This window comes from Kitasatospora sp. CB02891, from assembly GCF_002803145.1.
Classification (GTDB): Bacteria; Actinomycetota; Actinomycetes; order Streptomycetales; family Streptomycetaceae; genus Kitasatospora; species Kitasatospora griseola.
The window spans coordinates 99,744-123,494 of sequence record NZ_NNBO01000009.1 but is presented as its reverse complement, the minus strand read 5'-3'; the positions used below and the strand labels follow the sequence as shown (position 1 = coordinate 123,494).

Sequence of the window (23,751 nt, the reverse complement as noted above, 5' to 3'; positions counted from 1 at the left end):
CGCGGGGGGCGGTGGCGGGATTCGGAATTCGGGGCCCCGCCCGGATGGGACGGGCGGCCGGGCGGCGTCACGCTCGACCCATGGAAGCGACCATGACAGACACGGCGGTGCAGGTCCTCGGCCCGATGGCGGCCACGGTCGGCGGAACGCGGGTGCGCCTCGGCGGGCCCCGGCCGCGCGCGGTACTGGCGGCGCTGGTCGCGGCGGGCGGCGCGACCGTCCCCGAGCAGCACCTGATCGACGCCGTGTGGGACGACCGCCTGCCGGCCCGCCCCCGCCACGCCCTGCACACCTGCGTGGCCGACCTCCGGCGCGCCCTGGAACCCCACCGCCCCGCCGGCCACGCCCCCTCCGTCCTGCGCCACGGACCCGGCGGCTACCGGCTGTCGCTCGCCCCGGACGCCGTCGACGCCCGGCGGTTCGCCGCCCTGGTCGAGCGCGCCGGGGCCGCCGCCCGCGCCCGCCGCCCGCACGACGCCCTCGCCTCGGCCGACCGGGCCCTGTCGCTGTGGCGCGGCCCCGCCTTCGCCGACCTCGCCCACCTGCCCTTCCTCGACCCGGAACGCTGGCGCCTGACCGAACTGCGCTGCGCCGCGCGGGAGATCCGCGCCGACGCGCTCCTCACTCTGGACGCCCACCACCTCGCCGTCGCCGAGTGCGCCCTCCTCACCACCGAGGCCCCGCTGCGCGAATCGGCCTGGGCGCTGCGCGCCCGCACCCTCTACCGCAGCGGCCGCCAGGCCGAGGCCGCCGCCGTCCTGCACACCGCCCGCCGCACCCTGCGCGACGAGCTCGGCGTCCACCCGGGCCCCGAACTCGCCCACCTCACCCAGCGCGTCCTGGTCCACGACCCGGCCCTCGCCGCCGAACCGGCCGCCCCCGCGCGACGGCCCGCCTGACCCGGCGTCACTCCGGCTCCTGCACCGCCACGTCCAGGCTGCGCCGGCCCACCAGGACCGCCGTCAGGGCCAGGCCGAACAGGCCGGCCACCACCGTCAGGGCGGCGGTGGCGCCGGCGGACTGGAGGAGGGCGCCGGCGGCCAGCGGGGCGAGGGGTTGGAGGGCGCCGCCGATGAAGGAGGTGGTGCCGGTGACCCGGCCGTAGACGCCGTGGTCGACGACCAGGAGGGTGGTGGTGCCGAGGGCGGCGCCGACCACGGGGGCGAGCAGCAGGACGGTGGCGAGGGCGGCGGCGGGGCCGAGCTGGCCGCCGATGAACGCGGCGGCGAGGGCGGCGATCAGCCGCAGGCCCGCAGTGGCGGCCATCAGCCGCCAGAGGCCGAAGCGGCGGTGGGCGCCCGCGGCGACGAGGGAGCCGAGGAGTCCGCAGACGGCGGCGGCGCTGAACGCGAGACCGGTGCCGCCGCCGGCCGCGCCGGGGCGCAGCAGCAGGATGTACATGAGCATGGAGACGGCGAGGTTGCCGGGCACCGAGTAGGCCAGTGAGCCGCGCAGGAACGGGGTGCGGCGGATGACGGCGAGGCCTTCGCGCAGCCGGGGCCAGCCGCGGGCGGTCGGGGCGTCGCCGGCGCCGGAGGGCAGGCCGCGGACGCAGGCGAGGGAGACCAGGTAGCTCGCGGCGTCGGCGAGGAACGGCACGGCCCGGGCGAGGCCGAACAGTGCGCCGCCGGCGGCGGGGCCGACGATGGAGGCGCTGTAGCCGCGGACCTGGTTGGCGGCGACGGCCTCGGGCAGCTGGTCGGCGGGGACGAGGGTGCGCAGCATCTTGCCGGCGGCGGGCCCGAACGCGGTGAGGGCGGTGCCGGAGACCACGGTGGTGACGGCGAGCAGCCACATCGGGGGGCCGCCGACGAGCGTCCACCCGGCGACGGCGGTGACGGCGGCGAGGCGGACGGTGTCGCAGGCGAGCATCAGGCGGCGCGGGGGGATCCGGTCGGCGAGTTGGCCGCAGGGGGCGGCGGTCAGCCAGGTGGTGAGGAAGCCCAGGGTGGCGAGGACGCTGGCCTTCCTGGGCGAGCCGGTGACGGCGACGGCGAGCAGCGGCACCGCCAGCACGCTCATGGAGCTGCCGAGTTCGGAGGTGAACTGGCCGATCCACAGCCGCCGGAACATCGGGTTGGCCCCGACCAGCCGGAACCGGCGCAGCGCGCGCCGGTCCTCGGCGGGTCGGGTGTCCGCCTCCAGGTGGGTCGTCACGGCAGCAGTCCGTCCACGGTGAAGTGGAAGTCGGTGCGGGTGCCGGGGCGGGCGTGGCGCAGCCGGTCGAGGAAGAGCGCGATGCCGATCGAGCCGGTGGCCAGGTCGCAGCTCTCCCGCAGGGCCTGTTCGCCGGGGAAGCCGATGCCGTCGGGGTGTTCGATCCGGCTGAGCAGGATGCCGTCGGCGACCCGGCGGGCTTCGTCCAGCCAGCGTTGTTCGCCGAGCAGTTCGCCCGCGTCGAGCAGGACGTTGCCGAAGCCGGCGAGTCCGTGGGCGAGGTGCGGGAAGACGGCGTACCGGCGGGCCGAGTCGCGCAGCAGGTCGTCGGCGACGGCGGCGAGTTCGGCGTCGGGCCGGGCCGCGAGGTAGCGGACGACGGCGACGGAGACGCCGGCGGTGCCTTCGTCCCAGTAGTTGCGCAGCACGGTGCGGCCTTCGGCGGGGCCGGTGTGGGACGGGAAGCCGAGGGTGCCGCCGGGGAGGCGGGCGGCGTGCGCGAGGTCGTGGCCGAGGGCGGCGCGGCCGAGGGTGTACCAGCGTTCCTCGCCGGTGGCGAGGTGCAGGTAGAGCAGGAACAGGGCGATGCCGCTGCCGCCGTGGCCGTGGCCCAGCCGGGTCCGGGGCCGGTCGTCTCCGGGGGTGGTGTGCGGCCAGTGCGGGCCGTCGGGGCCGTGGACGGCGGCGGCGGCGAGGTGTTCGCCGTCGGCGACGGCGTCGGCGAGCAGCGCGGGGTCGTGCTGACGGTGCCACAGGTGCAGGGCGGCGAGGCCGTGGCCGGCGGTGCCGTGCAGGACGCCGGGCAGGGCGTGCCGCAGCGGGTGGCGGCGGGCAGCGGCCATCAGCGAGCGGGCGACGTCGGGGTGGCCGAGCGCGTCGAACGCCCAGGCCAGGCCGGACTGGCCGACGTACAGGCCGGGCGGGTACGCGGCCGGGTCGACGTCCTTGGCGAGCGCCCAGCCGAGCAGCGGGGCGGGCACGGTGCCGCGCAGCCGGTGCAGGCCGTACAGGATGCCGGTGGCGCCGTACGCGAGGGAGAGCGGGTTGCTCTGGTGGGCGAGCGGGTTGGTGGGGAACAGCCGGTCGGCGCGCTGCGGGTCGGCGGCGGCCTCGATCTCGGCGGTGACGAGCCCGACGGTGGCGGCGAGGTCGGCGTCCCGCAGCCCGGGCCCCGCCTCGGGGTCGCCGTAGCGGCGGCCGGCGGGCTCGGCGAGCGGGACGGGGGCCGTCCACAGCTCCGGGTCGTCGAACGGCAGGGCGTCGATCCGCTTCAGCAGTTCGTCCGGGTCGGTGTCGCCGTCGACGGCCTCCGGGTCCGTCAGGTCGCGGATCAGCGCGGTGAGTTCGGCTGGGAGGCCGAGGTCCTCGGCGAGCGCGTCCAGGAACCGGTCCTGGGCGGGGCGGTGGAAGCCGGTGGTGTTGTTGACCACCATGATCGAGGAGAGCATCAGCGCGCCCAGGCAGTGCCAGTCGTTGGCCCGGTCGTAGCGGTTGGTGGCGCGCAGCCGGGGGCTGGCCAGGCCGACGGTGTGCACGCCGAGGTGCGGGTCGAGGCCCTCGCGGACGGCGGACTCCAGGTCGAGCAGCACGGCCTGGCCGTCCTCGGTGACGTGCACGTTGGTGTGCGAGAGGTCGCCGAGCAGGATGCCGCGGCGGTGGGCGACGGCGACGGCCTCGGCGATCTGCCGCCACAGGGCGCGCTGCGCGCGGTAGTAGGCGCGCAGGCTGTCGCCGTCGAGCCGGCCGGTGATCACCGGGTTGGTGACGATGCCGTGCCGGCTGTAGTGCGGGCCGTCGACGTACTCCTCGACCAGGAAGGCGTGGCCGCCCTCGTGGAAGAAGTCCAGCGGCCGCACGAAGTACCCGGTGTCGGCGAGTGCCGACAGCACCCGGTACTCCTTCTCCAGCACCTCGGCGGCCTCCCGCCCGGGCCGGCCGACCAGGATGCCGGGGCGGGCCTCCTTGAGCACCACCTGTGCGCCGGTGTCGCGGTCGGTGGCCAGGTAGACGCCGCCGCGGTTGCCGAACGTCAGGGCGGCCGTGGGCAGGTAGCGGCCGTTCAGCGCGCCGTCCGGCTCGGCCTCCTCGGGCGGGAACGGGTCGTCGACCCACGACGGTGTGCTGAAGTACGGGTTGCGGACGTCGGGGACCAGCGCGCCGTCCGGGGCGGCGATCATCAGGTCGCTGATGCCGTCGGGGCGCAGCTGCTTGATCGCGGCGAAGCCGCCGTAGCGGTAGTAGACGGCGGTGGAGCCGGGCCAGCGCCGGTCGGAGAGGATGTACGGGCCGCCGCGGCCCGCCAGGGCGGCGGCCAACTCCTCGCCCACGGCGTGGAATTCGGCGTCGTCGGCCGGGTAGACGGTGATGAACTTGCCGCTGGCGGTGCGGGAGAAGTTCTTGCCGCTGGTCAGGTCGACCGACCACGGGTCGATCAGGAACTTGAACGCCGCCCGGTGCGCGAACAGCACCGGGAGGGCGAGTCGCAGCACCTCGGCGCTCTCCCCCGCCGCGGCGGTGACGTGCAGCTTCCAGCCCTGCGCGGGGGTGGCGCGGCCGGGCGGGTCGGCGATGAACCAGAGGCCGCGCCGCCGGGTGGTCCAGCCGTCCGGGACCAGTTCGCGGAACGCCGCGAGGTGCGCCGGGTCGGGGCGGTGGCGGTCGGCGGTCTCGTACCAGCGCCGGTCGAACTGCAAGTAGAACTGGAGCGATTGCCAGGAGAGCATGGGCGTTCCCGTCCGGACGAAGCGGTGGAAAAACGGCTTGGGCCCCGGCGGCGCGGCTCCGCCGGGGCCCGGATGACCGGTGGGTCAGCAGCTGTGCGAGTCGCAGGAGGAGACGCTGATGGCCTCCTGGTCGATCGGGCTGCCCTCGACGGTGACCATCTTCTGGAGCTCCAGGACCTTCGACATGAGGTCCTCCTCTCGGTTCGTTTCCTCCGCCCCGACCGGTCGGCCGGTGCGGTGGAGACATCACATCAACGGCCGCTCCGAAACCGCTCCGAGACCGCTCCGAAGCCTCTTCCGACAGTGCCCCGTGGCAGACTCCGCGCCATGAACATCACTGCGGTGCACCACAGTTGGCATGACTGCGTGGCGCTCTTCGAGAGCCGCGGCCTGCCTTCGAGCAGCTACCAGAACCTCTACGAGGAGGGCTACGACGTCCACGCCGGCCGCCTGGCCGTCTCCGGTCCGCTGGACCTCGACGCGACCGAGCCGTACGGCACCGGGTTCGTCATCGACGGCGACCTGGAGGTGACCGGCACGATCCTCAACCTGGACGACGGCTGCCCGGCGCTGATCGTCCTCGGCGACCTGACCGCCGGGGCGGTCTACCTGGAGGGCGACGCCAAGCTGCTGGTCCGCGGCACCGTCCGGGTCGGCGCGTTCGTCGGCAACATGACGGACAAGCTGGTGATGATCGGCGGCGACCTGCAGGCCGGCGTCACCGTCCTGTCCGGCGGCTTCTTCCCCGACCTGGTGGCCGGCGCGCTGACCGGCCCGGTGCTCGCCCAGCCGTACGCGGTGGCCGAGTTGGGCCACGACGTCGCCACGCCGCCCGCCGCCGAGGTGCTGCTGCCCGAGCTCCTGCGCGCCGACGGCGAGGAGGACGGCCACTACTTCGACGTCCCGGGCGTCCACGGCTCCCGCCTCTTCGCGCATCTGGAGGCCGGCCGCCCGGTGCTGCGCTGACGCCGGGGACGGCGCCGCCCCGGCGCCCGCCCGGGTCGACGGGGGCGCCGGGGCGGCTCGCCCGGAAGAGCGGGTGCTACATGTTGATCATGTGACCGGCGAGGCCGTGGACGGCCTCCTTGACGGCCTCGCCCAGGGTCGGGTGGGCGTGGATGTTGCGGCCGACCTCGTGGACGGTGAGGTCCCACTGCTGGGCCAGCGTCAGCTCCGGCAGCAGCTCGGTGACCTCGGGGCCGATCAGGTGCGCGCCGAGCAGTTCGCCGTGGGTGTTGTCGCAGATCACCTTGACGAAGCCGACGGGCTGGCCGAGGCCGTGCGCCTTGCCGTTCGCGGTGAACGGGAACTTCTGCACCTTCACGTCGTACCCGAGCTCGCGGGCCTGCGCCTCGGTGTACCCGAAGGACGCCACCTGCGGCTGGCAGTAGGTGGCGCGCGGGACCATCACGAAGTCGATCTCCATGGTCTCGGCCTTGGCGATGGTCTCCGCGGCGACCACGGCCATCGCCTCGGCGGCGTGCGCCAGCATCAGCTTCGCGGTGACGTCGCCGATCGCGAAGATGTGGTCGACGCTGGTGCGGCCCCGGCCGTCCACCGCGATCGCGCCGCGCTCGGTGAGCTGCACGCCGGTGACCTCCAGGCCGTAGCCCTGGGTGCGCGGCGCGAAGCCGATCGCCTGCAGGACCTTGTCGGCCTCCAGCACCTCCTGCTTGCCGTCCCGGGTGACGGTGACCCGGACCGGCTTGTCCGGGTCCGAGTCGTCGATCGCGTCGACCCGGGTGGAGGTGAGCACCTGGATGCCCAACTTGCGGTACTGCTTGGCGAGTTCGGCGGAGACGTCGGCGTCCTCCAGCGGCACCATGCGGTCCAGGAACTCGACGACGGTGACCTTGACGCCGTAGTTGTGCAGCACGTACGCGAACTCGACGCCGATCGCGCCGGCGCCCGCGATGATGATCGACCCCGGCAGCTGCTCGGTGAGGATCTGCTCCTCGTAGGTGACGACCCGCTCGCTGAGCGAGGTGCCGGGCAGCAGCCGGGTGGTGGCGCCGGCCGCGATCACGCAGTGGTCGAAGGTGACCAGCTCGAACCCGCCGCCGCGCAGCGCGACCTGCAGGGTGTGGTCGTCGACGAAGGTGCCCCAGCCGTCGTACTCCGTGATGTCGTTCTTCTTCATCAGGTAGTGGACGCCCTTGACCCGGCCGTCGGCGACCTGCCGGGAGCGGCTGAACGCCTTGCCGTAGTCGAAGGAGACCCGGCCCTCGACCTGGATGCCGTAGAGGTCGGCCTCCTTCAGCACGGTGTGCGCGAGTTCCGCGTTGCGCAGCAGCGCCTTGGAGGGAATGCAGCCGACGTTCAGGCAGACGCCGCCCCAGTACTTGGCCTCGATCACGGCGGCGCGCAGACCGAGCTGGGCGGAGCGGACAGCGGCGGTGTAGCCGCCGGGGCCGGCGCCCAGGACGACCACGTCGTAGTGCGTGCTCATGTTCCTCGTTCCTCCGGTGACATCGAAGACCACGTTGGCTTCGCGGCCATGGGGTCAGTACATCAGGTCACGAACGGTCGGAGCTCGGGGAGGTCGGGCAGCGCGCGGGTGAGCAGCCAGTCGTCCAGCAGCGGGCGCAGCGGCCGGTCGGTGTAGTGCGAGGCGTGCGCGGCGAAGTCGTCGGTGGTGACCACGGAGTGCCGGTGCGCGGTGGCCCAGCCGTGCAGCAGGCGGAAGAACGCGGCGTCGCCGAGGGCGCAGCGCAGCGCGTGCACGGTGAGGCCGCCGCGTTCGTACACCCGGTCGTCGAACATCTGCCGTTTGCCGGGGTCGCCGATGGTCAGGTCCTGCGGCAGGCCGCGCAGTTGGCGGTGCGCCTCGGCGGCCTTGGCCTGCGTGGTGGGGCCGCCGGTGCGCTCGGACCACAGCCATTCGGCGTACTTGGCGAGGCCCTCGTTCAGCCAGATGTGCCGCCAGTCGGCGATGGTGACGCTGTTGCCGAACCACTGGTGGGCGAGCTCGTGGGCGACCAGCCGTTCCCAGCCGCGCCGCCCGTCGACATGGTTGCGCCCGAAGGTGGCCATGCCCTGTGCCTCGACGGGGACGTCCAGTTCCTCGTCCACCACGGCGACGGTGTACTCGCCGAACGGGTACGGCCCGAACAGCTCCTCGAACAGCCGCATCATCTGCGGCTGCCTGGCGAAGTCGTGCTCGAACGCGGCCTGCAGCGCCAGCGGCACCCAGGCGATCTGCGGGACGGTGCCGGGGACGCGCTCGGTCAGCGGGAACTCGCGCAGCGGGGCGATCGCCAGCCCGACCAGGTAGGACGCGGTCGGCGCGGGCTGCTCGTAGACCCAGGTGGTGGCGGAGGACCGGGTGGTGCGGCTGAGCAGCCGGCCGCCGGTGACCACGGTGTACGGGGTGGCGGTGGTGACGGTCAGTTGGTAGGCGGCCTTGTCGGCGGGCCGGTCGTTGCACGGGAACCAGGACGGTGCGCCGATCGGCTGGGAGGCGACCAGCGCGCCGTCCTCGATCTCCTCGAAGCCGAGGCCGCCCCACGGGCTGCGGACCGGGCGCGGGTTGCCGGACCAGTGCACCTCGCAGGTGAAGACCGCGCCGGCGGCGAGGGCCTTGGCGGGCTTGATCCGCAGCTTGCCGTCGCGGTGCGCGTAGTGCGCGGCCCGGCCGTCGACCAGCACCTTGCCGATCCGGAACGCCCCCAGGTCGAGGGTGAACTCGCGCAGCGGCTCGGGGCCCGCTATGGCGGCGATCCGGGCCGAGGCGGCCAGCCGGTTGGGGCCGGGCCGGTAGTCGAGGGCCAGTTCGTAGCGGTGGGCGCGGTACCGCGGGTCCCCGTTGCGGGGGAAGTAGGGATCGCCGCTCACCGGTGCTGCTCCTCCTCGCCGGGCTGCCAGGCTTCGATCGGGTTGCCGAGCCAGCGGGTGTCGGCGGGGACCGTCTCGGCGCGCATCACCAGGGAGGCCGGGCCGAGGGTGGTGCGTTCGCCGACGGTGCTGCCGGGCAGCACGATCCCGCCCGGGCCCAGGGTGGAACCCGCGCGGAGCTCCACAGTATCCAGCCGCATGATCCGGTCGTGGAAGAGGTGCGTCTGCAGCACGCAGCCCCGGTTGACGCTCACCCCGTCGCCGAGGGTGACCAGGTCGGCCTCGGGCAGCCAGTAGCTCTCGCACCACACGCCGCGCCCGATCCGGGCGCCGATCGACCGCAGCCACAGCGTCATCACGGGCGTGCCGGCCGCCCGGCCGACCAGCCAGGGGACGGCCAGCACCTCGGTGAAGGTGTCGGCCAGCTCGTTGCGCCACACGGCCCCGGACCACAGCGGGTGCTCGACCGCCCGGAACCGGCCCACCAGCAGCCACTTCGCGGCGGCGGACACCACGCAGGCGACGATGCCGGACGCCAGCAGCACCAGCCCCGACAGCAGCGGCTGCCCGACGGCGCACAGCGCGGCGGCCGTCAGCACGGCCAGCGCCGCGGAGGCGAGCACCGGGACGATCCGGGCCAGCTCGGTCAGCCCGCGCGCCCAGCGCAGCCGGGCCGGCGGCTCGTAAGTGAGCGCCAGGTCCGCGGTGTCGGCGGCCCGGGGCAGCTTGACCGGCGGCATGCCCAGGTAGGAGCTGCCGCGCTTGGCCTTCTTCGGCGTCGCCGACAGCACCCCGACCAGCCCCCGGTCCGGAACGGCCCGGCCGGGCGCGGTCATCCCCGAGTTGCCGAGGAACGCCCGCTCGCCGATCTCGGCCCGTCCGATCCGCACCCAGCCGCCGCCCAGCTCGTACGGGGCGATCAGGGTGTCGTCGGCGAGGAACGCCCCGTCGCCGACCGTGGTCAGGCTGGGCAGCGCCAGCACCGTGGACACCTCGGCGCCCCTGCCGACCCGCATGCCCAGCAGCCGCAGCCACACCGGCGTGATCAGCCCGGCGTACAGCGGGAACAGCGTCTCCCGGGCCAGGTCCATCAGCTGGGTGACCGTCCACGCCTGCCAGCCGACCCGGCCGTGCAGCGGGTGGTACCCGGTGCGCAGCCCGCGCGACAGCAGCCGCACCCCAACCAGCACCTTCGCCGCGTAGGCCAGCCCGTACGCCAGCGTGGCGGGGACGAGGGCGATCAGCGCGCCCCGGAGCGCCGCCGCCAGGCCGTCGCCGGGGTGGACGAACTGCGCGGCGATCAGCAGCGCGGGCAGTGCGGAGAGCAGCGGCAGCACGGACAGCACGAACCCGGTGGCACCGTACACGGCCGCCCAGCGGGCGGTGCGCCGCGGGCGCTCCTTGGGCCAGCCGCGCTCCGCCTTGCCGGTCTTCACGGCGGGCGCGCCGGCCCAGCGCTGACCGGTCGGGACGGGCCCGGTGACGCCGGAGCCGGGCGCGACCTCGGCCCGCTTGCCGATCTTCGCGCCGGGCAGCAGCGTCGAACGGGTGCCGACCACCGCGCCCGCGCCGATCCGCAGCGCGCCGATCTCCAGCCGGTCGCCGTCCAGCCAGTAGCCGGACAGGTCCACCTCGTTCTCGATCGCGCAGCCCTTGCCGAGCCGCAGCAGGCCCGTCACCGGCGGCAGCGCGTGCAGGTCCACATCGGCGGCGACCCGGCAGCCCAGCGCCCGCGCGTACCGGACCAGCCACGACCCGGACAGCTGCACCGCCCCCGACGCCTCCGCCAGCCGCTCCGCCGTCCACAGCCGCAGGTGCACACTGCCGCCGCGCGGGTACCGGCCGGGGCCGACCCCGCGCAGCAGCAGCCGGGCGCCGCCGGCGGCGATCGCCAGCCGGCCGGGCGCCGAGTACAGCAGCACCGCGCCGGCCGCCAGCAGCCACCACGGCGCGGACGGGGCCCACGGGTAGTCGCCGACCAGGTGCAGCGCCGTGCCGAGCACGCCCAGCAGCAGCGACCAGCGCAGACCGGTCAGGGTGATCAGCGGCAGCATCAGCAGCAGCTGGAGCAGCTGGGCGCGGCGCGGCACCGGTTCGACGGTGCGCGCCGGGCCCTCGGACTGCGCGGACCGCTCCAGCAGCCGGGCCAGCTTGCGCAGCGTCGGCTGCTGGTAGATGTCGAGCACCGACACGGACGGGTAGCGGCCGCGCAGCAGCGTGGTCAGCTGGGCCGCCGCGAGCGAGCCGCCGCCGATCGCGAAGAAGTCGTCGCCGGCGCCGCGCACCCGGGTGCCGAGGATCTGCACCCACTGCTCGGCCAGCCACGCCTCGGTGCCGTACAGCTGCTCGGCGGGGCCGGACGTCTCCAGGTCGGGCAGCGGCCACGGCAGCGCGTCCCGGTCGACCTTGCCGGACGTCCGGGTCGGCAGGTGCTCGACGGTGGTCAGCAGCGGCACCAGCGCGGCGGGCAGCTCGGCCCGCAGCCGCGCCACCGCCGCGTCGCGGTCGAAGCCGTCCTGGGCCACCAGGTACCCGACCAGCAGCTGGTTGCCGCCCCGGGCCGTCCGCACCGCCGCGGCCGCGCCGGACACCGCGGGCAGCGCCTGCAGCGCCGCGTCCACCTCGCCCAGCTCGATCCGCCGGCCGCCCAGTTTGATCTGCTCGTCGGCCCGCCCGAGGAACACCAGCCCCTCGGCCTCGGCCCGCACCAGGTCGCCGCTGCGGTACGCCCGCTCCCAGCCCAGCGATTCGAGCGGCGCGTACTTCTCCGCGTCCTTCACCGGGTCCAGGTACCGCGCCAGGCCGACCCCGCCGATCACCAGCTGCCCGCTGCCGCCCATCGGCACCGGCGCACCCGCCTCGTCGACGACCGCCAACTCCCAGCCGTCCAGCGGCAGCCCGATCCGGATCGGGGCCCGTCCCGTCAGCAGCGCGCCGCACGCCACCACCGTCGCCTCGGTCGGGCCGTACGTGTTCCACACCTCGCGGCCCTCGGTGACCAGCCGCTCCGCCAGCTCCGGCGGGCACGCCTCGCCGCCGAAGATCAGCAGCCGCACCTCGTTCAGCGCCTCGGCCGGCCACAGCGCGGCCAGCGTCGGCACCGTGGAGATCACCGTGATCTCCTGCTCGGCCAGCCACGGCCCCAGGTCCGCGCCGCTGCGCACCTGCGCCCGCGGCACCGGCACCAGGCAGGCGCCGTGCCGCCACGCCAGCCACATCTCCTCGCACGACGCGTCGAACGCCACCGACAGCCCGGCCATCACCCGGTCCCCGGGCCCGATCGGCTCGTCCTGGAGGAACATCGCCGCCTCGGCGTCCACGAACGCCGCCGCGCTGCGGTGCGTCACCGCCACGCCCTTGGGCCTGCCGGTCGAACCGGACGTGAAGATGATCCACGCGTCGTGCTCCGGGCCCGGCGCCTGCGCCTCGTGACCCGACGGCTTCACCTTCTCCAGCCGCCCGCCCGCCCCGATCACCGCATTGACGTCCGCCTCGCCGAACACCAGCTCCGCGCGCTCGTCCGGGTCCTCGAAGTCCACCGGCACGTACGCGGCCCCCGCCGCGAGCGCCCCCAGGATCGCCACGTACAGCTCGTTCCCGCCCGACGGCACCCGGATCCCGACCCGGTCCCCCAGCCCGACCCCGGCCTCCGCCAACTGCCGCCGCACCCGCTCCACTTCGCCCGTCAGCGCGGCGTAGCTCAAGGTCTGCCGCCCGTCGTCCAACGCGGGCTCCTGCGGGTACGCGGCCGCCGTCGCCGCCAGCACATCCACCAGCGTTCGCGGCGGGGACGCAGGCCGGGCACGGAACAACGCGGTGTCGGAATCGGTGATCACAGCGATACGGTCCTCGTCCTGGGTTCCCCGGCGGTCAACCGAAGGCAACTGAAACGTGACAACCCGGACAAGTCTAGGTGAACGGGGGTGCACGGCCGGGGACAGGGAACCGGAGCGGCGGCGTCACCCCGCCCCCGGCGGGTCCAGCGCGACGAGTTCGACCTCGAAGCCGTCGGAGTTCTCCAGATACGCCGCGTACGTCTGCGCACCTCCCGCGTGCGGATGCCGGTCCGGGAACATCAGGCTCCACCCGTGCCGCGACGCCTCCTCGACCAGCGCGTCCACTCGTCCCGCGTCCTCCACGTGGAACGCCAGATGGTTCAGCCCCGGCCGGCACCTGTCGTGCTCACCGCCCGTCAGAGCGGGCGACTGCTCCACCACCAGGTACGTCGCCCCCAGCCGCCAGCTCCGCCCACTGCCCCACTCCTGGAACCCCGCGTACCCCAGCGCCCCCAACAACCACCCGAACGACGCCTCGGCCCGCCCCAGATCCGGCACCCAGATCTCCACATGGTGCAACATCCCACCCACCGGCCGAACTCCGCCCTGCCCCACCACCGACCCACCCTCCTCCCGGCCCTGCCCGCTGCCCCCGGCATCCTAGGTCGCCCCCGCCCGCGCTCACCGGCCACCGCACCGCTCGATGCCCCCGTCGGTGGCTTTGACTGCGCTGGGGGCTCGGGCACGCATTTGGATGGTGATCAATCTGCGGGTTCCCGTCTCGCAGCGGATCCTGGTCTTGGTGGACCGTTCTTCGTAACGCGAGCACAACTGAAGGATGCGGAGAGGGAGTTCATCGATCCGTACCTGCCGATCGGCGAGTACGACCCGTACCCGGAACGGCTGCGGCGGCAGTTCGAGGGCGTGATCCGGCGGTTCCGGACAGGCGCGCAGTGGCGAGAGGTATCGGGCGCGAGTTCAGGGGCCTGGTCGACCTTGCACAATCGCTTCCGGCAGTAGCGGAACGCGGGCCGAAAGAAGCTCCGGGTCCGCGGGCCGGCCGACCGCCCCGCACCTGCCCCGACGCGGTCGTCGGGCTGCAGTTCGGTGCGCGCACAGCTCGACCGTGTGCTTCTTGACCCCCAAGGCCCACTACGGCCTTCCGATGCCACCGAACTTCCATCCGAAGCCCGCCACACTATGACTCTAAATGCCCGTCAGATTGCCATCTTTGATCGATCTCTGATATTCTGTGCACGGCCTGGCTGGATATGTCGATCAAATCCCCAAGCTGATGCCGTTCGGCAGCTCGATGTCAGTGGCTTGCAGCAGCATGGTCAGCATGGCCCATTATTCGCTGACCGGCCTTGGAGCCCAGCGTTTCGAGCAAATGTCACAAGCCCTTGCCATCGGTGCTCTAGGGGCATCTGTGGAGATCTTCGGCGAGGGGCCTGATGGCGGACGTGAGGCGACCTTCCAGGGGCTGACGAAATTTCCGAACCCTGATACACCGTGGACCGGCCATGGCATCCTTCAAGCGAAGTTCCGTAGTCGGCCTGAGGGCACAGGCAAGGACGCAGACTGGCTGATCAGCCATATCAAGGCGGAGCTGGATTCATGGGGCAACCCTGGGTCCAATCGGGTCCGAAAGGGACGCCTCCCGGATTATCTGTTGATCACCACAAACGTCGTCCTGTCTGCCGTTCCGGGCAGCGGTGGTATCGCCCGCGTAGATGCGGCAGTGCGCGAGCACGTGCGTCAGCTGGACCTCCCGCTCGAGGCGTGGGAGGTCTGGCACTACGACAAGATCTGCCGACTCCTCGACAACAACGAGGATGTGCGTCATGCCTATGCTGACGCGATCCTTCCCGGCGACGTCCTGGCCCGCCTCCACGCGCTGCTTCAGGAGTTGGACGCATCCCGAACACTGTCCCGTTCTGCCAACTACGGACTGCCACGAGAACTGAGGCCCCTGATCGGGCGCGAGGAGGAGATCGGGGACGCACTCGCCGTTCTTCAGGTTCCGAATCCTGCCGAAAGGCGTTCGGTCCTGATCACCGGCGGGCCGGGCATCGGGAAGAGTTCATTGGCCCTGAAGCTGGCGCGCCTGGTTGAGGATGAGCACCCCCATGGGCAGTACCACCTGGATCTGGCCCTTGCTGCCAAGGAGGGGGTCGAGGTCGATCTCGTGTCAATGCTCCTTCAGGTTCTGCGCCCTGCCGGCGATCCGCTCCCAGAGGGACGCAGCCAACGATCCGCACTCCTGCGCGCGATTCTGGCCGACCGCAAGGCCCTCCTGCTGGTGGACGACATCCACTCGGAGGAAACCTTGCTGGAGGTACTGCAGATGGACGGCCCATTCGCATTGGTGTGCACAAGCAGGAATAGGCTAAGTGGCCTCGCTGGGCTACTCCACTGTGTTGAACTCGGCCCCTTGCCTGCCAAACACGGCGAGGCCCTCGTAAAGGGCGTGTCCGGTTGCGCACGCCTGAGCAGCACACAAACGGCTGCTCTCGTCCAAGCCTGCGGCGGACATCCCCTCGCGCTCCAGATTTCGGCTGCCCACCTGGCACGGCGCCCAAAGACTGATGCAGATCGGTTCATCCAGGACATTTCGAACCCCGACCACGGCCTGAGAGTCTTGCGGGCCGGCCAAACCTCTATCGAGCCCGCCATCGAGCGAAGCTTCGCTGCTCTCGGACCGGAGCAGGCACACCTCTTCACAGTGCTCGGGCTCCTGCCGTACATGTCCATCACCGTCGATGTCGCCGCCGCCGCACGTGCCACGGCAGAGGATCTTGCGGATGTCCGCCTCGACGTGGTGGCGGAACTCCTCGATGAGCTATTCGAGCTGAGCCTCATCGAGCAAGTTGACGAAGATCGCTACGTCTTCCACGAGATCTTGCATCGATTCGCCCGTCTCAAGTCGGCCTCGGCCACGCAGGAGCGCCGCGAGACGGCGATTCGGCACGCGTGTCTCATGACTGCCGCCCGGGCAGAGTCGGCCACGGAATCGATTGGTTTCACCGACAAGGACGCCATCGTCCCGGCACCGAGCAACCCAGAGGCCCTGCAGCAACTGAACGCGGACAGGCCAGGTGCGGTGGCGCTTGTCGAACTAGCCCGTGACCACCAGCTCTGGGAACCGCTTGTCACACTCACGGCCGACTACACAGCTGCTTTGTGGCATGGCAGCCACTGGGGCGAAATTCAACGCGTATACGAGTGCGTCCTGGAAGCCGGCACCCAGTCCGACAACCCCGAGTGGGCAGTAAGCGCCCTGAACAACATCGCCCTAACAGCAGCTCACCTCGGTGACAGCCTGCGCGCCGCCGACCTGTACCACCAGGCAGCCCAAACCGCCTTTGATGCCGACGATCCGCACCTGATGCACACTTCGGAGCTGGCAATGGGTTCCCTGCTCATCAATCTCGGGCGCGCCCGAGACGCCATCCCTTATCTGCGTCACGGCCTGCCGTATTGGCGTAGTACCGAATCTCGGGATGTCTTGGCTCAGGCCCTTGGCACACTGGGCCAGGCATACCTCGCCATTGGCCAGGTGCGGCGGGCCGAGCACTATCTGCGCAGTAGCCGCAACCTCTTGAAGACGGGCACCGCTGCGGATTTGTCGAACCGTAGCTCTCTTGGCGCCCTGCTCCGTTCTGGCGGCCGCATGACCGAGGCTGCACAGCAAGCCGTTCAGGACATCGAACGGGCTCGTGCGGTGGGAAGCCGGGCTTGGGAGGCCACGGCCCTGATGGCACTCGCCGAGACACCTCCGCAGGATCGGCCGAAATGTGCTCCTGCAAACCCGCTTGAGGCTGCGCTTGCCATCTACCGGGACACTGGAGACATCCAAGGCCAGGTGCGAGCGCTGCACCGTCTTGGCAGTCAGGCCGCAGAGCGCGCGGAGTTCGACACTGCGACTGCGCACCTCGGCCAATGCGCGGACTTGGCGTCAGGTATCGGCGACTACGGCCACGCCGCCCAATCAGTGGCCTACCTGGCGTCCTTCCGTGGAGGCATCGGTCATCTTGAGGATGCGGAGGCCCTCTTCCGCCAGGCCCTGGACATGGCACGCCTCACCGGCAATCCCGTTTCCACGGCGCAGGTGTTGCAGAAGAATGCCGAGTTCGTATGGCGCACAGGCCGGATCGGTCAAGCCGTCACACTACTGACCGAAGCTTTCGGTCTGCTGGAAGGCACGGAAAACAATCAGGCGAGAGCGCAGGTCAGAGCCGCTCTTGGGGAGGCCCTGGTAGTTTCAGGGCAATGGCAGAAAGGTGCCCGCATGCTGAAGCAGGTCGCCTCCAACACCTCAGACGAGGTCCTCTCACACACCAAGGCCCAAGCGAGCCGGGCGCTTGCCATCCTCTACTCACGTCGCGGCCTTCACACAGAAGCCAAGACCGTGATCACCAGGGCGCTTGATGTGTCCGAACGCGCCGGCGATTCTGGGGCAATTCTGCACACCAGAATGGCACTTGCAAACGTACACGCCCGAGACCAAGAGTGGTCGGAAGCGCTCACCGAGTACCGGAAGGCCCAGGAACTCGCAAAATCACAGAAGGACCTTCACATTCTGATCGTGGCGAAGGCACAGGCAGCCCTGTGTCTCCTGCAGGGGGAAGCCCCGGATCAGGCCGTCGCAGATCTCGACCACCTGCTGCCCCTGGCGCAACAATTGGGACTGCACTCCCTGGAGGCGTCCATCCACGTCAACCTCGGTGCCCACCATGCCGAGTCGGGCGACAACACCTCCGCCCTCGAACGGTTCACTCAGGCCCTGAGCTTGGTCAGGGATCTCGGCGACGAAACTTTGCTGGCCCCCTGTCTGATGAACCTGGCTCAGTGTTACAAAGCTCTCGGCGAGATCGACACCGCCCGGCGTCATGCACGCGAGGCCTTCGGCGCCCACCAGAGCATCGGTGGCTGGACCGAGGCTGGAGAGGCGCTCCTCGAGCTCGCCCGTCTGCACGCCCTCGGCGACCCGGACGCTACTGAGCCTACGATCGATGACCTGCTCGGCACGCAGAAGCTCCAGGACCGCAGAGTTCTGGAATCCATTCGGGCCCGCTTGCAGCCGTCCGACCTACGCCTCCCCTCTCCCAAAGATGGTGATCTTCGGCAAGTGACGGCGGCACCGAACGGGAGGCGCATCAGTATCGCGGTGCCGGTCCAGCGCGAACTGGCTGGTCAGGACAGCACATTGTTGCTTGCCCGGCTCGCCAATTCTCGGCAGACCTGCGAAGCATGCGGGCTACTGATCGACGAAACAGGCGATGCCGAACTTCTACTGCTGCGGCACCCGGAGATCGACCACATGATCGTGCGTCTGGCCCACCCGCATTGCGTTTCCTCCCAGGTACTGCAGCTCAGCGGGAAAGCCCCAAAGGCACCCAAGGAAATCGCCGAGGTCGAGTGCATCCTGTTTACGGGCGATAAGGCAGGCATCATTCTCGACTGCTATGGCGGCCTCGGCTCGGTGAACGGCGGCCCCTTCCAGGACTTGGTTCTGAACGGTCTCCTCGCTGCCGGATTCACCGACCTCCGGACTCTTCTCGACGGGCTGGAGGCCGGTGACGTGCTGGACTTTAGGACCATCCCGCCAGTTCACGACAGCGATGTGCAGGCCCGCCTCGAGGACAACAAGCTCTACGTCACAGGCCTGTCGAGGGGGTTGCTGAGCGGCACTCCACTGAACTTCTTCCCCCACTGGTACCGGGCCGCTCATGAGGGAGCGTTGATCATCGTGGTCGGACGGAACCTCCAGGGGATGGCCGCAGATGACCCGTCCTACCTGTTGCAGGCAATGGAATCCGGCCAGGCTGTTGGCGCCACCGTTCCGCTGACCGTGGCACGCCCACGGAGGAATTCGCCCTGCCCGTGCATGATGCGCACTGGACGCAAGTTCAAGCATTGCTGTGGCGCGACCGCGAGATCGTCGGGGTGATCGGCTGGGACTGCATCCGGGTCCGACCGTTCGGCGAGGGCATCGCCTGCACCTCCGCCGTGCAGTTCGGCGGTGAGAACGGCCCGGGCCTACGGGCGGGCCACTCCGTGTTCCAGGTAGACCGTCTCGGAGCGTATTCGGGCCGCGCAGGCGGCGTGGACGCGGCGGACGAGGCGCGGGATCAGGAGTGCGTCGAGCCGGTCTGTGGCGTGGAAGGCGTACTCGCCGATCTCCATCTGGTCGACGGTGATGTTGTCGAGCTCGTCGGCGGGGAGGACGCCGCCGTCAAAGACGAAGAGGAGCTTGTCGCCCTCGGTTGGGTGGGGTGCCCAGTCGGCGACGAGCAGGTGGCCGATCGGCGGGGCGATGCCGAGTTCCTCCTTGACCTCCCGGGCCGCGCCCTCGCTCGGCGTCTCGCCGGCGTGGAGGTAGCCGCCAGGGATCTCCCAGCCGGGCTTGTACGTCGGCTTCACGAGGAGGACGCGGTCGGCCTCGTCGAAGAAGAGCACGCCGGTGGCGGTACGGGGCTGGGCCACGACCTCGTGGGGCGGGGGGTCGCTCATGGCGACGACTGTAGCCGCCGCCCGTGTCATGCAACGATCCGGACCCACTGGGCAACGCCTGCGAGCAAGTGGTTGGGTTTGCCGCGCTGTTGGCGGACCCAGTTAGTCACTCGCCCCCTTGGCGGCTTCCGCAATGACGCCCCCAGCAGGGCCTCGAACACGCCCTCGGACTGCCGCCGCAGCCGCTCGGAGTACGGGCCGTACTCGCCGATCGGCAGGTACGGCCCGATGAACTCCTTAGCGGCCTTCGCCGCGGCGGGCGGCGCCCGGGGCGCGGACGGAGGGGCGGTTGGCGCGGCGGTTGGCGGAGGTGAGTTGCCAGGGGACCGATATGACCATCACGCCGGGAGTGAAGAGGAGGCGGCTCTTCAGCCAGAGGGCGGACTGGTTGTGCAGCAGGTTCTCCCACCAGCGGCCGACCACGTACTCGGGGATGAACACCGCCACCGCGTCGCCGGGCGAGGCGGCCTTCAGTGCGCGGACGTGGGCGACTACCGGCTTGGTGATCTCCCGGAAGGGGGACGCGAGCACCCGCAGGGGCACGTCCAGGCCGCTGCCGTCCCAGGCTGCCCGCAGGTCGGCCGTCGCCTCCGGCTCGACGTCCACCGTGACGGCCTCGACGGTGTCCGGGCGGAAGGCCTCCGCGTAGCCGAGGGCGCGCAGGGTGGGCTTGTGGAGCTTGGAGACCAGGACCACGGCGTGGACCTGCCGGGGGCGGGAGCTCTCCGCGGCGACGTCCTCGACCGCGAGTTCCGCTGCGACGTGGTCGTAGTGCCGCCGGATGCCGCGCATGGTGAGCCAGAGCAGCAGCGCGGCGACCACGGCCAGCCACGCGCCCTGGGTGAACTTGGTGATCAGGACGATGACCAGCACCAGCGCGGTGGTGACGGCGCCCAGCCCGTTGATCAGCCGGGAGCGCTGCGCGGCGGCTCGCACCGCCGGGTCGCTCTCGGTCGCCAGCGCCCGGTTCCAGTGCCGGACCATGCCGATCTGGGAGAGCGTGAAGGAGGTGAACACGCCGAGGATGTACAGGTGGATCAGGCTGGTGACGTCCGCCTTGTAGAACCAGAGCAGTCCGCCGGCCACCACCGCGAGCGCGATGATGCCGTTGGAGAAGGCCAGCCGGTCGCCGCGGGTGTGCAGCTGCCGGGGCAGGTAGCGGTGCTGGGCGAGGATCGAGGCGAGCAGCGGGAACCCGTTGAACGCGGTGTTCGCGGCCAGGATCAGCACCAGCGCGGTCACGGCCTGGATGAAGTAGAACAGCAGCGTGTCGGAGCCGCCGAAGACCGTCGCGGCGAGCTGTGCGATCACCGTCTGCTGGGTGTACGTGTGGCAGTCGCCGGCCAGGCCGGTCAACTGGCAGGCGTCCTCGACGTAGTGGACGTGCGAGGTGAGCGCGAGCAGCGTGACGCCGGCGAACATCACCACCGCGACGACGCCCATCACGGCCATGGTGGCGGCGGCGTTGCGGGACTTGGGGGCCCGGAACGCGGGCACGCCGTTGGAGATCGCCTCGACGCCGGTGAGCGCGGTGCAGCCGGAGGCGAAGGCGCGCAGGCCGAGCATCAGCAGGCCGAGGCCCTGCAGGGTGTCCTTGCCGTCCACGGCGGCGACGCCGAGGGCTGCCGTGGGGGCCTGCGGATTGTCGCCGAAGGCCAGCCGGATCAGGCCGGTGACGACCATCAGCAGGATGCCGCCGATGAACAGGTAGGTCGGGGCGGCGAACGCCCGGCCGGATTCGCGGACGCCGCGCAGGTTCATCGCGGTCAGCAGCGCCACGAAGCCGACGGCGAGCGCCACCCGGTACTCGGCGAGCGAGCCGAACGCGGAGATGATGTTGTCGACGCCGGACGCCACCGAGACGGCGACCGTCATCACGTAGTCGACCAGCAGCGAGGCGGCCACCACCAGGCCGGAGTTGGCGCCGAGGTTGCGCGAGACCACCTCGTACGAGCCGCCGCCGCTGGGGTAGGCGTGTACCACCTGCCGGTAGGACATCACCACCACGGCCATCAGGGCGATCACGCCGACGGCGACCCACGGGGTGAGGTACAGGAAGGCGGTGCCGCCGACCGTGAGGACGAGCAGGATCTCGCCGGTCGCGTAGGCCACCGAGGAGAGCGGGTCGGAGGCGAAGATCGGCAGCGCGAGCCGCTTGGGCAGCAGCGTCTCGCCGAGCTCCTCGCTGCGCATGGCCCGGCCGATCACGAGGCGCTTGAGCGCCTGGGGGAGGTTGAACACAGCACGGGAGCGTATGCGCCGGTGGCGTTAAGACAAGCAGCCTGTCCGATCACCGGATTTCCCACGTTTCCGCAGGCCAGGGCCGGTGCGAGTGATCGAATCGAAGGCTTTTGGGCCGTCAAGGCTGCCGTTAAGGATTCGTCAATGTCGCTCGACGAGGGCCGCAAACCGGGAGGAAACGGTCACCGCGCGGTCGGCAGCCGGGCCTCGATGGCCGCCAGCGCCGCCCTGATCGCCGCCACGTCGTCCTTGTCGGCCACCTGGTCGCCGCGCTTCAGCTTCACCAGCAGGGTGCCGCCCGGCTCCAGCACGATCAGCGCGGTCTCCTCCACCCCGTCGCCGCCCTGGTGCCGGATCGCCACGTCCAGGTCGGGGACCCGGATGCCCTGCCGGTCGATCTCCCGCAGGTCGTACGCGCCGTCCCGGCCGAGCACCGTCGGCGTCCCGTCCAGCAGCCGGTTGAACCAGTCCCAGCGCATCGCCTGCCGCACCAGCACCCAGTCCGTGAGCAGCAGCACCAGCGCCCCGTACAGGCCGCCGACCAGCGAGTTGTCGTTCCCGATCACCGCGTTCTGCACCACGTTCGACAGCAGCAGCATGACCACCAGGTCGAAGGTGTTCAGCTGCGCCAGCCCGCGCTTGCCGATCACCCGCAGCAGCACCAGCAGCGCCAGGTACACCAGCACGGTGCGCAGCGTCTTCTCGCCGTAGGAGATCCCCGCCTGGAACATGTCGTGCCACATGCCCGCCACCGTAGGCACCGGCGCGATCCACCTCGCCGGGCCCCACGCCCGCACTCCCCCGATCGGCCCACCGGCGGAGGCGGGCGGCCCGCCGCGGCCGGCGGGCCGGTGGCGCCACGCGCGGCGGGTGGCGCTACGCGCGGCGGGTGGCCAGCAGCAGGCCGGTCGAGCAGTCCAGGTAGGTGGTGTGCAGCCGGGGGTCGGTGGTCAGCCGGTCCATCAGCGCCCGGACGGCGTGGGCGTGGTCGGAGGGCCAGGTCGACTGCGGGAGCAGGTCGTCGACCAGGTACTGGCCGCCGGGGGCGAGCAGGCCGAGCACCTGGTCGAGGTGGTGGAACTTGCCGGGCCAGGTGTCCGCGAAGATCAGGTCGAAGTGGCGGCCGGCCAGTGCGTCGATCAGTTCGGCGCCGTCGCCCACCATCAGCTCCAGCCGCCGGTCCGCGCCCAGGTGGGCGGCCGCGACGGCCGCCACCACCGGGTCCTGCTCCACGCTCAGCAGGGTGGCGTCCGGGTCCATCCCGCTCAGCAGCCAGCTGGTGGACGCGCCGGCGCCCGTGCCCAGCTCCAGGATCCGCCCGCCCGGCCGGGCCGCCGCGAGCGTCCGCAGCAGCTGCCCGGTCACCAGGTCGCACGACATCGTGAAGCCGAGCGACGCGCAGCCCTCGACGATCGAGGCGAGCACGGCGGGGTGGGACCCGGTGGTGAGCATCACGGCGCAGCCTTCCGAGAGTGACGGTCCGTCAGCGACCCTGCCACCGTACCGGCGAGGCCCGTCCGCCCTCGATCCGTTCCACTCCTCGGACGGCCGGCGGACGGCCCGGACCGGTCGCCGCTCGGGGCCGCCGCACCCGTCCGAGTGCCGCGCACCGACGGCGCCGCGGGCCTGCCCGACGGGCGTACGCCCGGTGGCGGATCGCGGGCCGCGCCACCAGGGTGACTTGCGGGGGAGCACCGGAACGCCTCACCGGAAAGAGCGAGACATGCCCGAAGTCACCAAACCGTATGCGACCGGCACGCCGTGCTGGGTCGATCTGATGGCGAAGAACCAGCAGGCGGCGCTGGACTTCTACCGCGACCTGCTCGGCTGGCAGGGCAAGCCCGGCCCGGCCGAGTTCGGCGGGTACGCGGTCTGCGAGCTGAACGGCAAGGCCGTCGCCGGGATCGGCCCGGCGATGGCGCCCGAGGGCCAGCCGACGCCGCCCACGGTCTGGACCACGTACCTGGCCACCACCGACGCCCAGGCCACCCAGGACGCGATCGTCGCGGCCGGCGGCACGCTGCTGGCGCCCGTGATGGACGTCGGCAAGCTGGGCCGGATGCTGATCGCCTCCGACCCGCAGGGCGCGGTGTTCGGCGTGTGGCAGGCCGTCGAGTTCGCCGGCGCGCGGGTGGTCAACGAGGCCGGCGCGGTGGTCTGGAACGAGCTGCACACCAGTGACGTCCCGGCGGCCACCGCGTTCTACGGCGAGGCGTTCGGCATCGAGATCAAGCCGATGGAGGGCGCGAAGGACTACTGGGGGCTGCAGGTCGGCGGCCGCGACGTCGGCGGTGTCACCCGCCTCGCCAACGACCCGCCCGGCACCCCGGCGCACTGGCTGACGTACTTCGCGGTCGACGACACCGACTCCACCGTGGACGCGCTGGTGAAGAGCAAGGGAACGGTGCTGGCCCCGGCGTTCGACATGCCGGCCGGCCGGATGGCGGTGGTCGCCGACCCGCAGGGCGCGCCGTTCGCGCTGATCAAGCCGCAGCCGATGTAGG

14 protein-coding genes and 1 pseudogene are annotated in these 23,751 nt (G+C 71.6%); 5 read left to right on the top strand and 10 right to left on the bottom strand.

Features of this window, described 5'->3' with window-relative positions:
* Positions 1-92: 92 nt before the first annotated feature.
* A complete protein-coding gene (locus CG736_RS20890) occupies positions 93-899 on the top strand; it encodes an AfsR/SARP family transcriptional regulator (RefSeq protein ID WP_198520565.1) in 807 nt (268 codons plus the stop codon).
* 7 nt (positions 900-906) lie between these two features.
* Here CG736_RS20890 and CG736_RS20885 read toward each other — a convergent pair whose 3' ends face one another.
* Positions 907-2,157 carry an MFS transporter gene (locus CG736_RS20885; RefSeq protein ID WP_100587720.1) on the bottom strand — a complete coding sequence of 417 codons (1,251 nt, stop codon included), beginning with the start codon at positions 2,155-2,157 and terminating at the stop codon, positions 907-909.
* Positions 2,154-4,880 carry a class III lanthionine synthetase LanKC gene (gene lanKC / locus CG736_RS20880; RefSeq protein ID WP_100587719.1) on the bottom strand — a complete coding sequence of 909 codons (2,727 nt, stop codon included), beginning with the start codon at positions 4,878-4,880 and terminating at the stop codon, positions 2,154-2,156. The genes CG736_RS20885 and lanKC overlap by 4 nt, the downstream gene beginning before the upstream one ends.
* A gap of 327 nt (positions 4,881-5,207) precedes the next feature.
* Here lanKC and CG736_RS20875 point away from each other — a divergent pair, with 327 nt between their 5' ends.
* Entirely contained in the window at positions 5,208-5,846 is a 639-nt protein-coding gene (locus CG736_RS20875; protein ID WP_100587718.1) for a hypothetical protein, read from the top strand.
* Between the two features lie 76 nt (positions 5,847-5,922).
* Here the strand turns inward: CG736_RS20875 and lpdA are convergent, their stop codons facing one another.
* The 4 genes from lpdA to CG736_RS20855 form a co-directional block, all read right to left on the bottom strand.
* Positions 5,923-7,329: a dihydrolipoyl dehydrogenase gene (gene lpdA / locus CG736_RS20870; RefSeq protein ID WP_100587717.1), complete on the bottom strand. Its 1,407-nt coding sequence runs from the start codon at positions 7,327-7,329 to the stop codon at positions 5,923-5,925.
* Between the two features lie 62 nt (positions 7,330-7,391).
* Positions 7,392-8,714 carry a M1 family metallopeptidase gene (locus CG736_RS20865; protein WP_100587716.1) on the bottom strand — a complete coding sequence of 441 codons (1,323 nt, stop codon included), beginning with the start codon at positions 8,712-8,714 and terminating at the stop codon, positions 7,392-7,394.
* Positions 8,711-12,550, bottom strand: a complete 3,840-nt coding sequence (locus CG736_RS20860) for a Pls/PosA family non-ribosomal peptide synthetase (RefSeq protein ID WP_100587715.1) — start codon at positions 12,548-12,550, stop codon at positions 8,711-8,713. The genes CG736_RS20865 and CG736_RS20860 overlap by 4 nt, the downstream gene beginning before the upstream one ends.
* Before the next feature lie 123 nt (positions 12,551-12,673).
* Positions 12,674-13,072 carry a VOC family protein gene (locus CG736_RS20855; protein ID WP_100587893.1) on the bottom strand — a complete coding sequence of 133 codons (399 nt, stop codon included), beginning with the start codon at positions 13,070-13,072 and terminating at the stop codon, positions 12,674-12,676.
* A 249-nt stretch (positions 13,073-13,321) separates the two neighbouring features.
* On the opposite strand from CG736_RS20855, the pseudogene CG736_RS36380 reads away from it, so the two are divergent.
* Together CG736_RS36380 and CG736_RS20845 are read left to right on the top strand one after the other, a co-directional pair.
* Positions 13,322-13,504, top strand: a pseudogene (locus CG736_RS36380) (transposase); the annotation flags it as partial.
* Positions 13,505-13,832: 328 nt separating this feature from the next.
* On the top strand, positions 13,833-18,443 hold the full coding sequence (locus CG736_RS20845; protein WP_157815672.1) for an ATP-binding protein: 4,611 nt from the start codon (positions 13,833-13,835) through the stop codon (positions 18,441-18,443).
* An 89-nt stretch (positions 18,444-18,532) separates the two neighbouring features.
* On the opposite strand, the gene CG736_RS20840 is transcribed toward CG736_RS20845, so the two are convergent.
* The 4 genes from CG736_RS20840 to CG736_RS20825 all read right to left on the bottom strand — a co-directional run bounded on the left by CG736_RS20840 (position 18,533) and on the right by CG736_RS20825 (position 22,699).
* Entirely contained in the window at positions 18,533-19,006 is a 474-nt protein-coding gene (locus CG736_RS20840) for an NUDIX hydrolase (protein WP_100587712.1), read from the bottom strand.
* 237 nt (positions 19,007-19,243) lie between these two features.
* Entirely contained in the window at positions 19,244-21,247 is a 2,004-nt protein-coding gene (locus tag CG736_RS20835; protein ID WP_369880230.1) for an APC family permease, read from the bottom strand.
* A 182-nt stretch (positions 21,248-21,429) separates the two neighbouring features.
* A complete protein-coding gene (locus CG736_RS20830; protein WP_100587711.1) occupies positions 21,430-21,990 on the bottom strand; it encodes a DUF421 domain-containing protein in 561 nt (186 codons plus the stop codon).
* A gap of 133 nt (positions 21,991-22,123) precedes the next feature.
* Positions 22,124-22,699 (bottom strand): O-methyltransferase, encoded by a 576-nt coding sequence (locus tag CG736_RS20825; RefSeq protein ID WP_100587891.1) that lies wholly within the window; start codon positions 22,697-22,699, stop codon positions 22,124-22,126.
* A gap of 271 nt (positions 22,700-22,970) precedes the next feature.
* Here CG736_RS20825 and CG736_RS20820 point away from each other — a divergent pair, with 271 nt between their 5' ends.
* Positions 22,971-23,750: a VOC family protein gene (locus tag CG736_RS20820; protein ID WP_100587710.1), complete on the top strand. Its 780-nt coding sequence runs from the start codon at positions 22,971-22,973 to the stop codon at positions 23,748-23,750.
* Position 23,751: the final 1 nt, after the last annotated feature.

Excerpts from the sequence above, each read along its gene's own strand:
- CG736_RS20890 (WP_198520565.1), top strand. The coding sequence starts at position 93 with ATGACAGACACGGCGGTGCAGGTCCTCGGCCCGATGGCGGCCACGGTC.
- lanKC (WP_100587719.1), bottom strand. The coding sequence starts at position 4,880 with ATGCTCTCCTGGCAATCGCTCCAGTTCTACTTGCAGTTCGACCGGCGC.
- CG736_RS20875 (WP_100587718.1), top strand. The coding sequence starts at position 5,208 with ATGAACATCACTGCGGTGCACCACAGTTGGCATGACTGCGTGGCGCTC.
- lpdA (WP_100587717.1), bottom strand. The coding sequence starts at position 7,329 with ATGAGCACGCACTACGACGTGGTCGTCCTGGGCGCCGGCCCCGGCGGC.
- CG736_RS20855 (WP_100587893.1), bottom strand. The coding sequence starts at position 13,072 with ATGTTGCACCATGTGGAGATCTGGGTGCCGGATCTGGGGCGGGCCGAG.
- CG736_RS20845 (WP_157815672.1), top strand. The coding sequence starts at position 13,833 with ATGGCCCATTATTCGCTGACCGGCCTTGGAGCCCAGCGTTTCGAGCAA.
- CG736_RS20840 (WP_100587712.1), bottom strand. The coding sequence starts at position 19,006 with ATGAGCGACCCCCCGCCCCACGAGGTCGTGGCCCAGCCCCGTACCGCC.
- CG736_RS20830 (WP_100587711.1), bottom strand. The coding sequence starts at position 21,990 with ATGTGGCACGACATGTTCCAGGCGGGGATCTCCTACGGCGAGAAGACG.
- CG736_RS20825 (WP_100587891.1), bottom strand. The coding sequence starts at position 22,699 with ATGCTCACCACCGGGTCCCACCCCGCCGTGCTCGCCTCGATCGTCGAG.
- CG736_RS20820 (WP_100587710.1), top strand. The coding sequence starts at position 22,971 with ATGCCCGAAGTCACCAAACCGTATGCGACCGGCACGCCGTGCTGGGTC.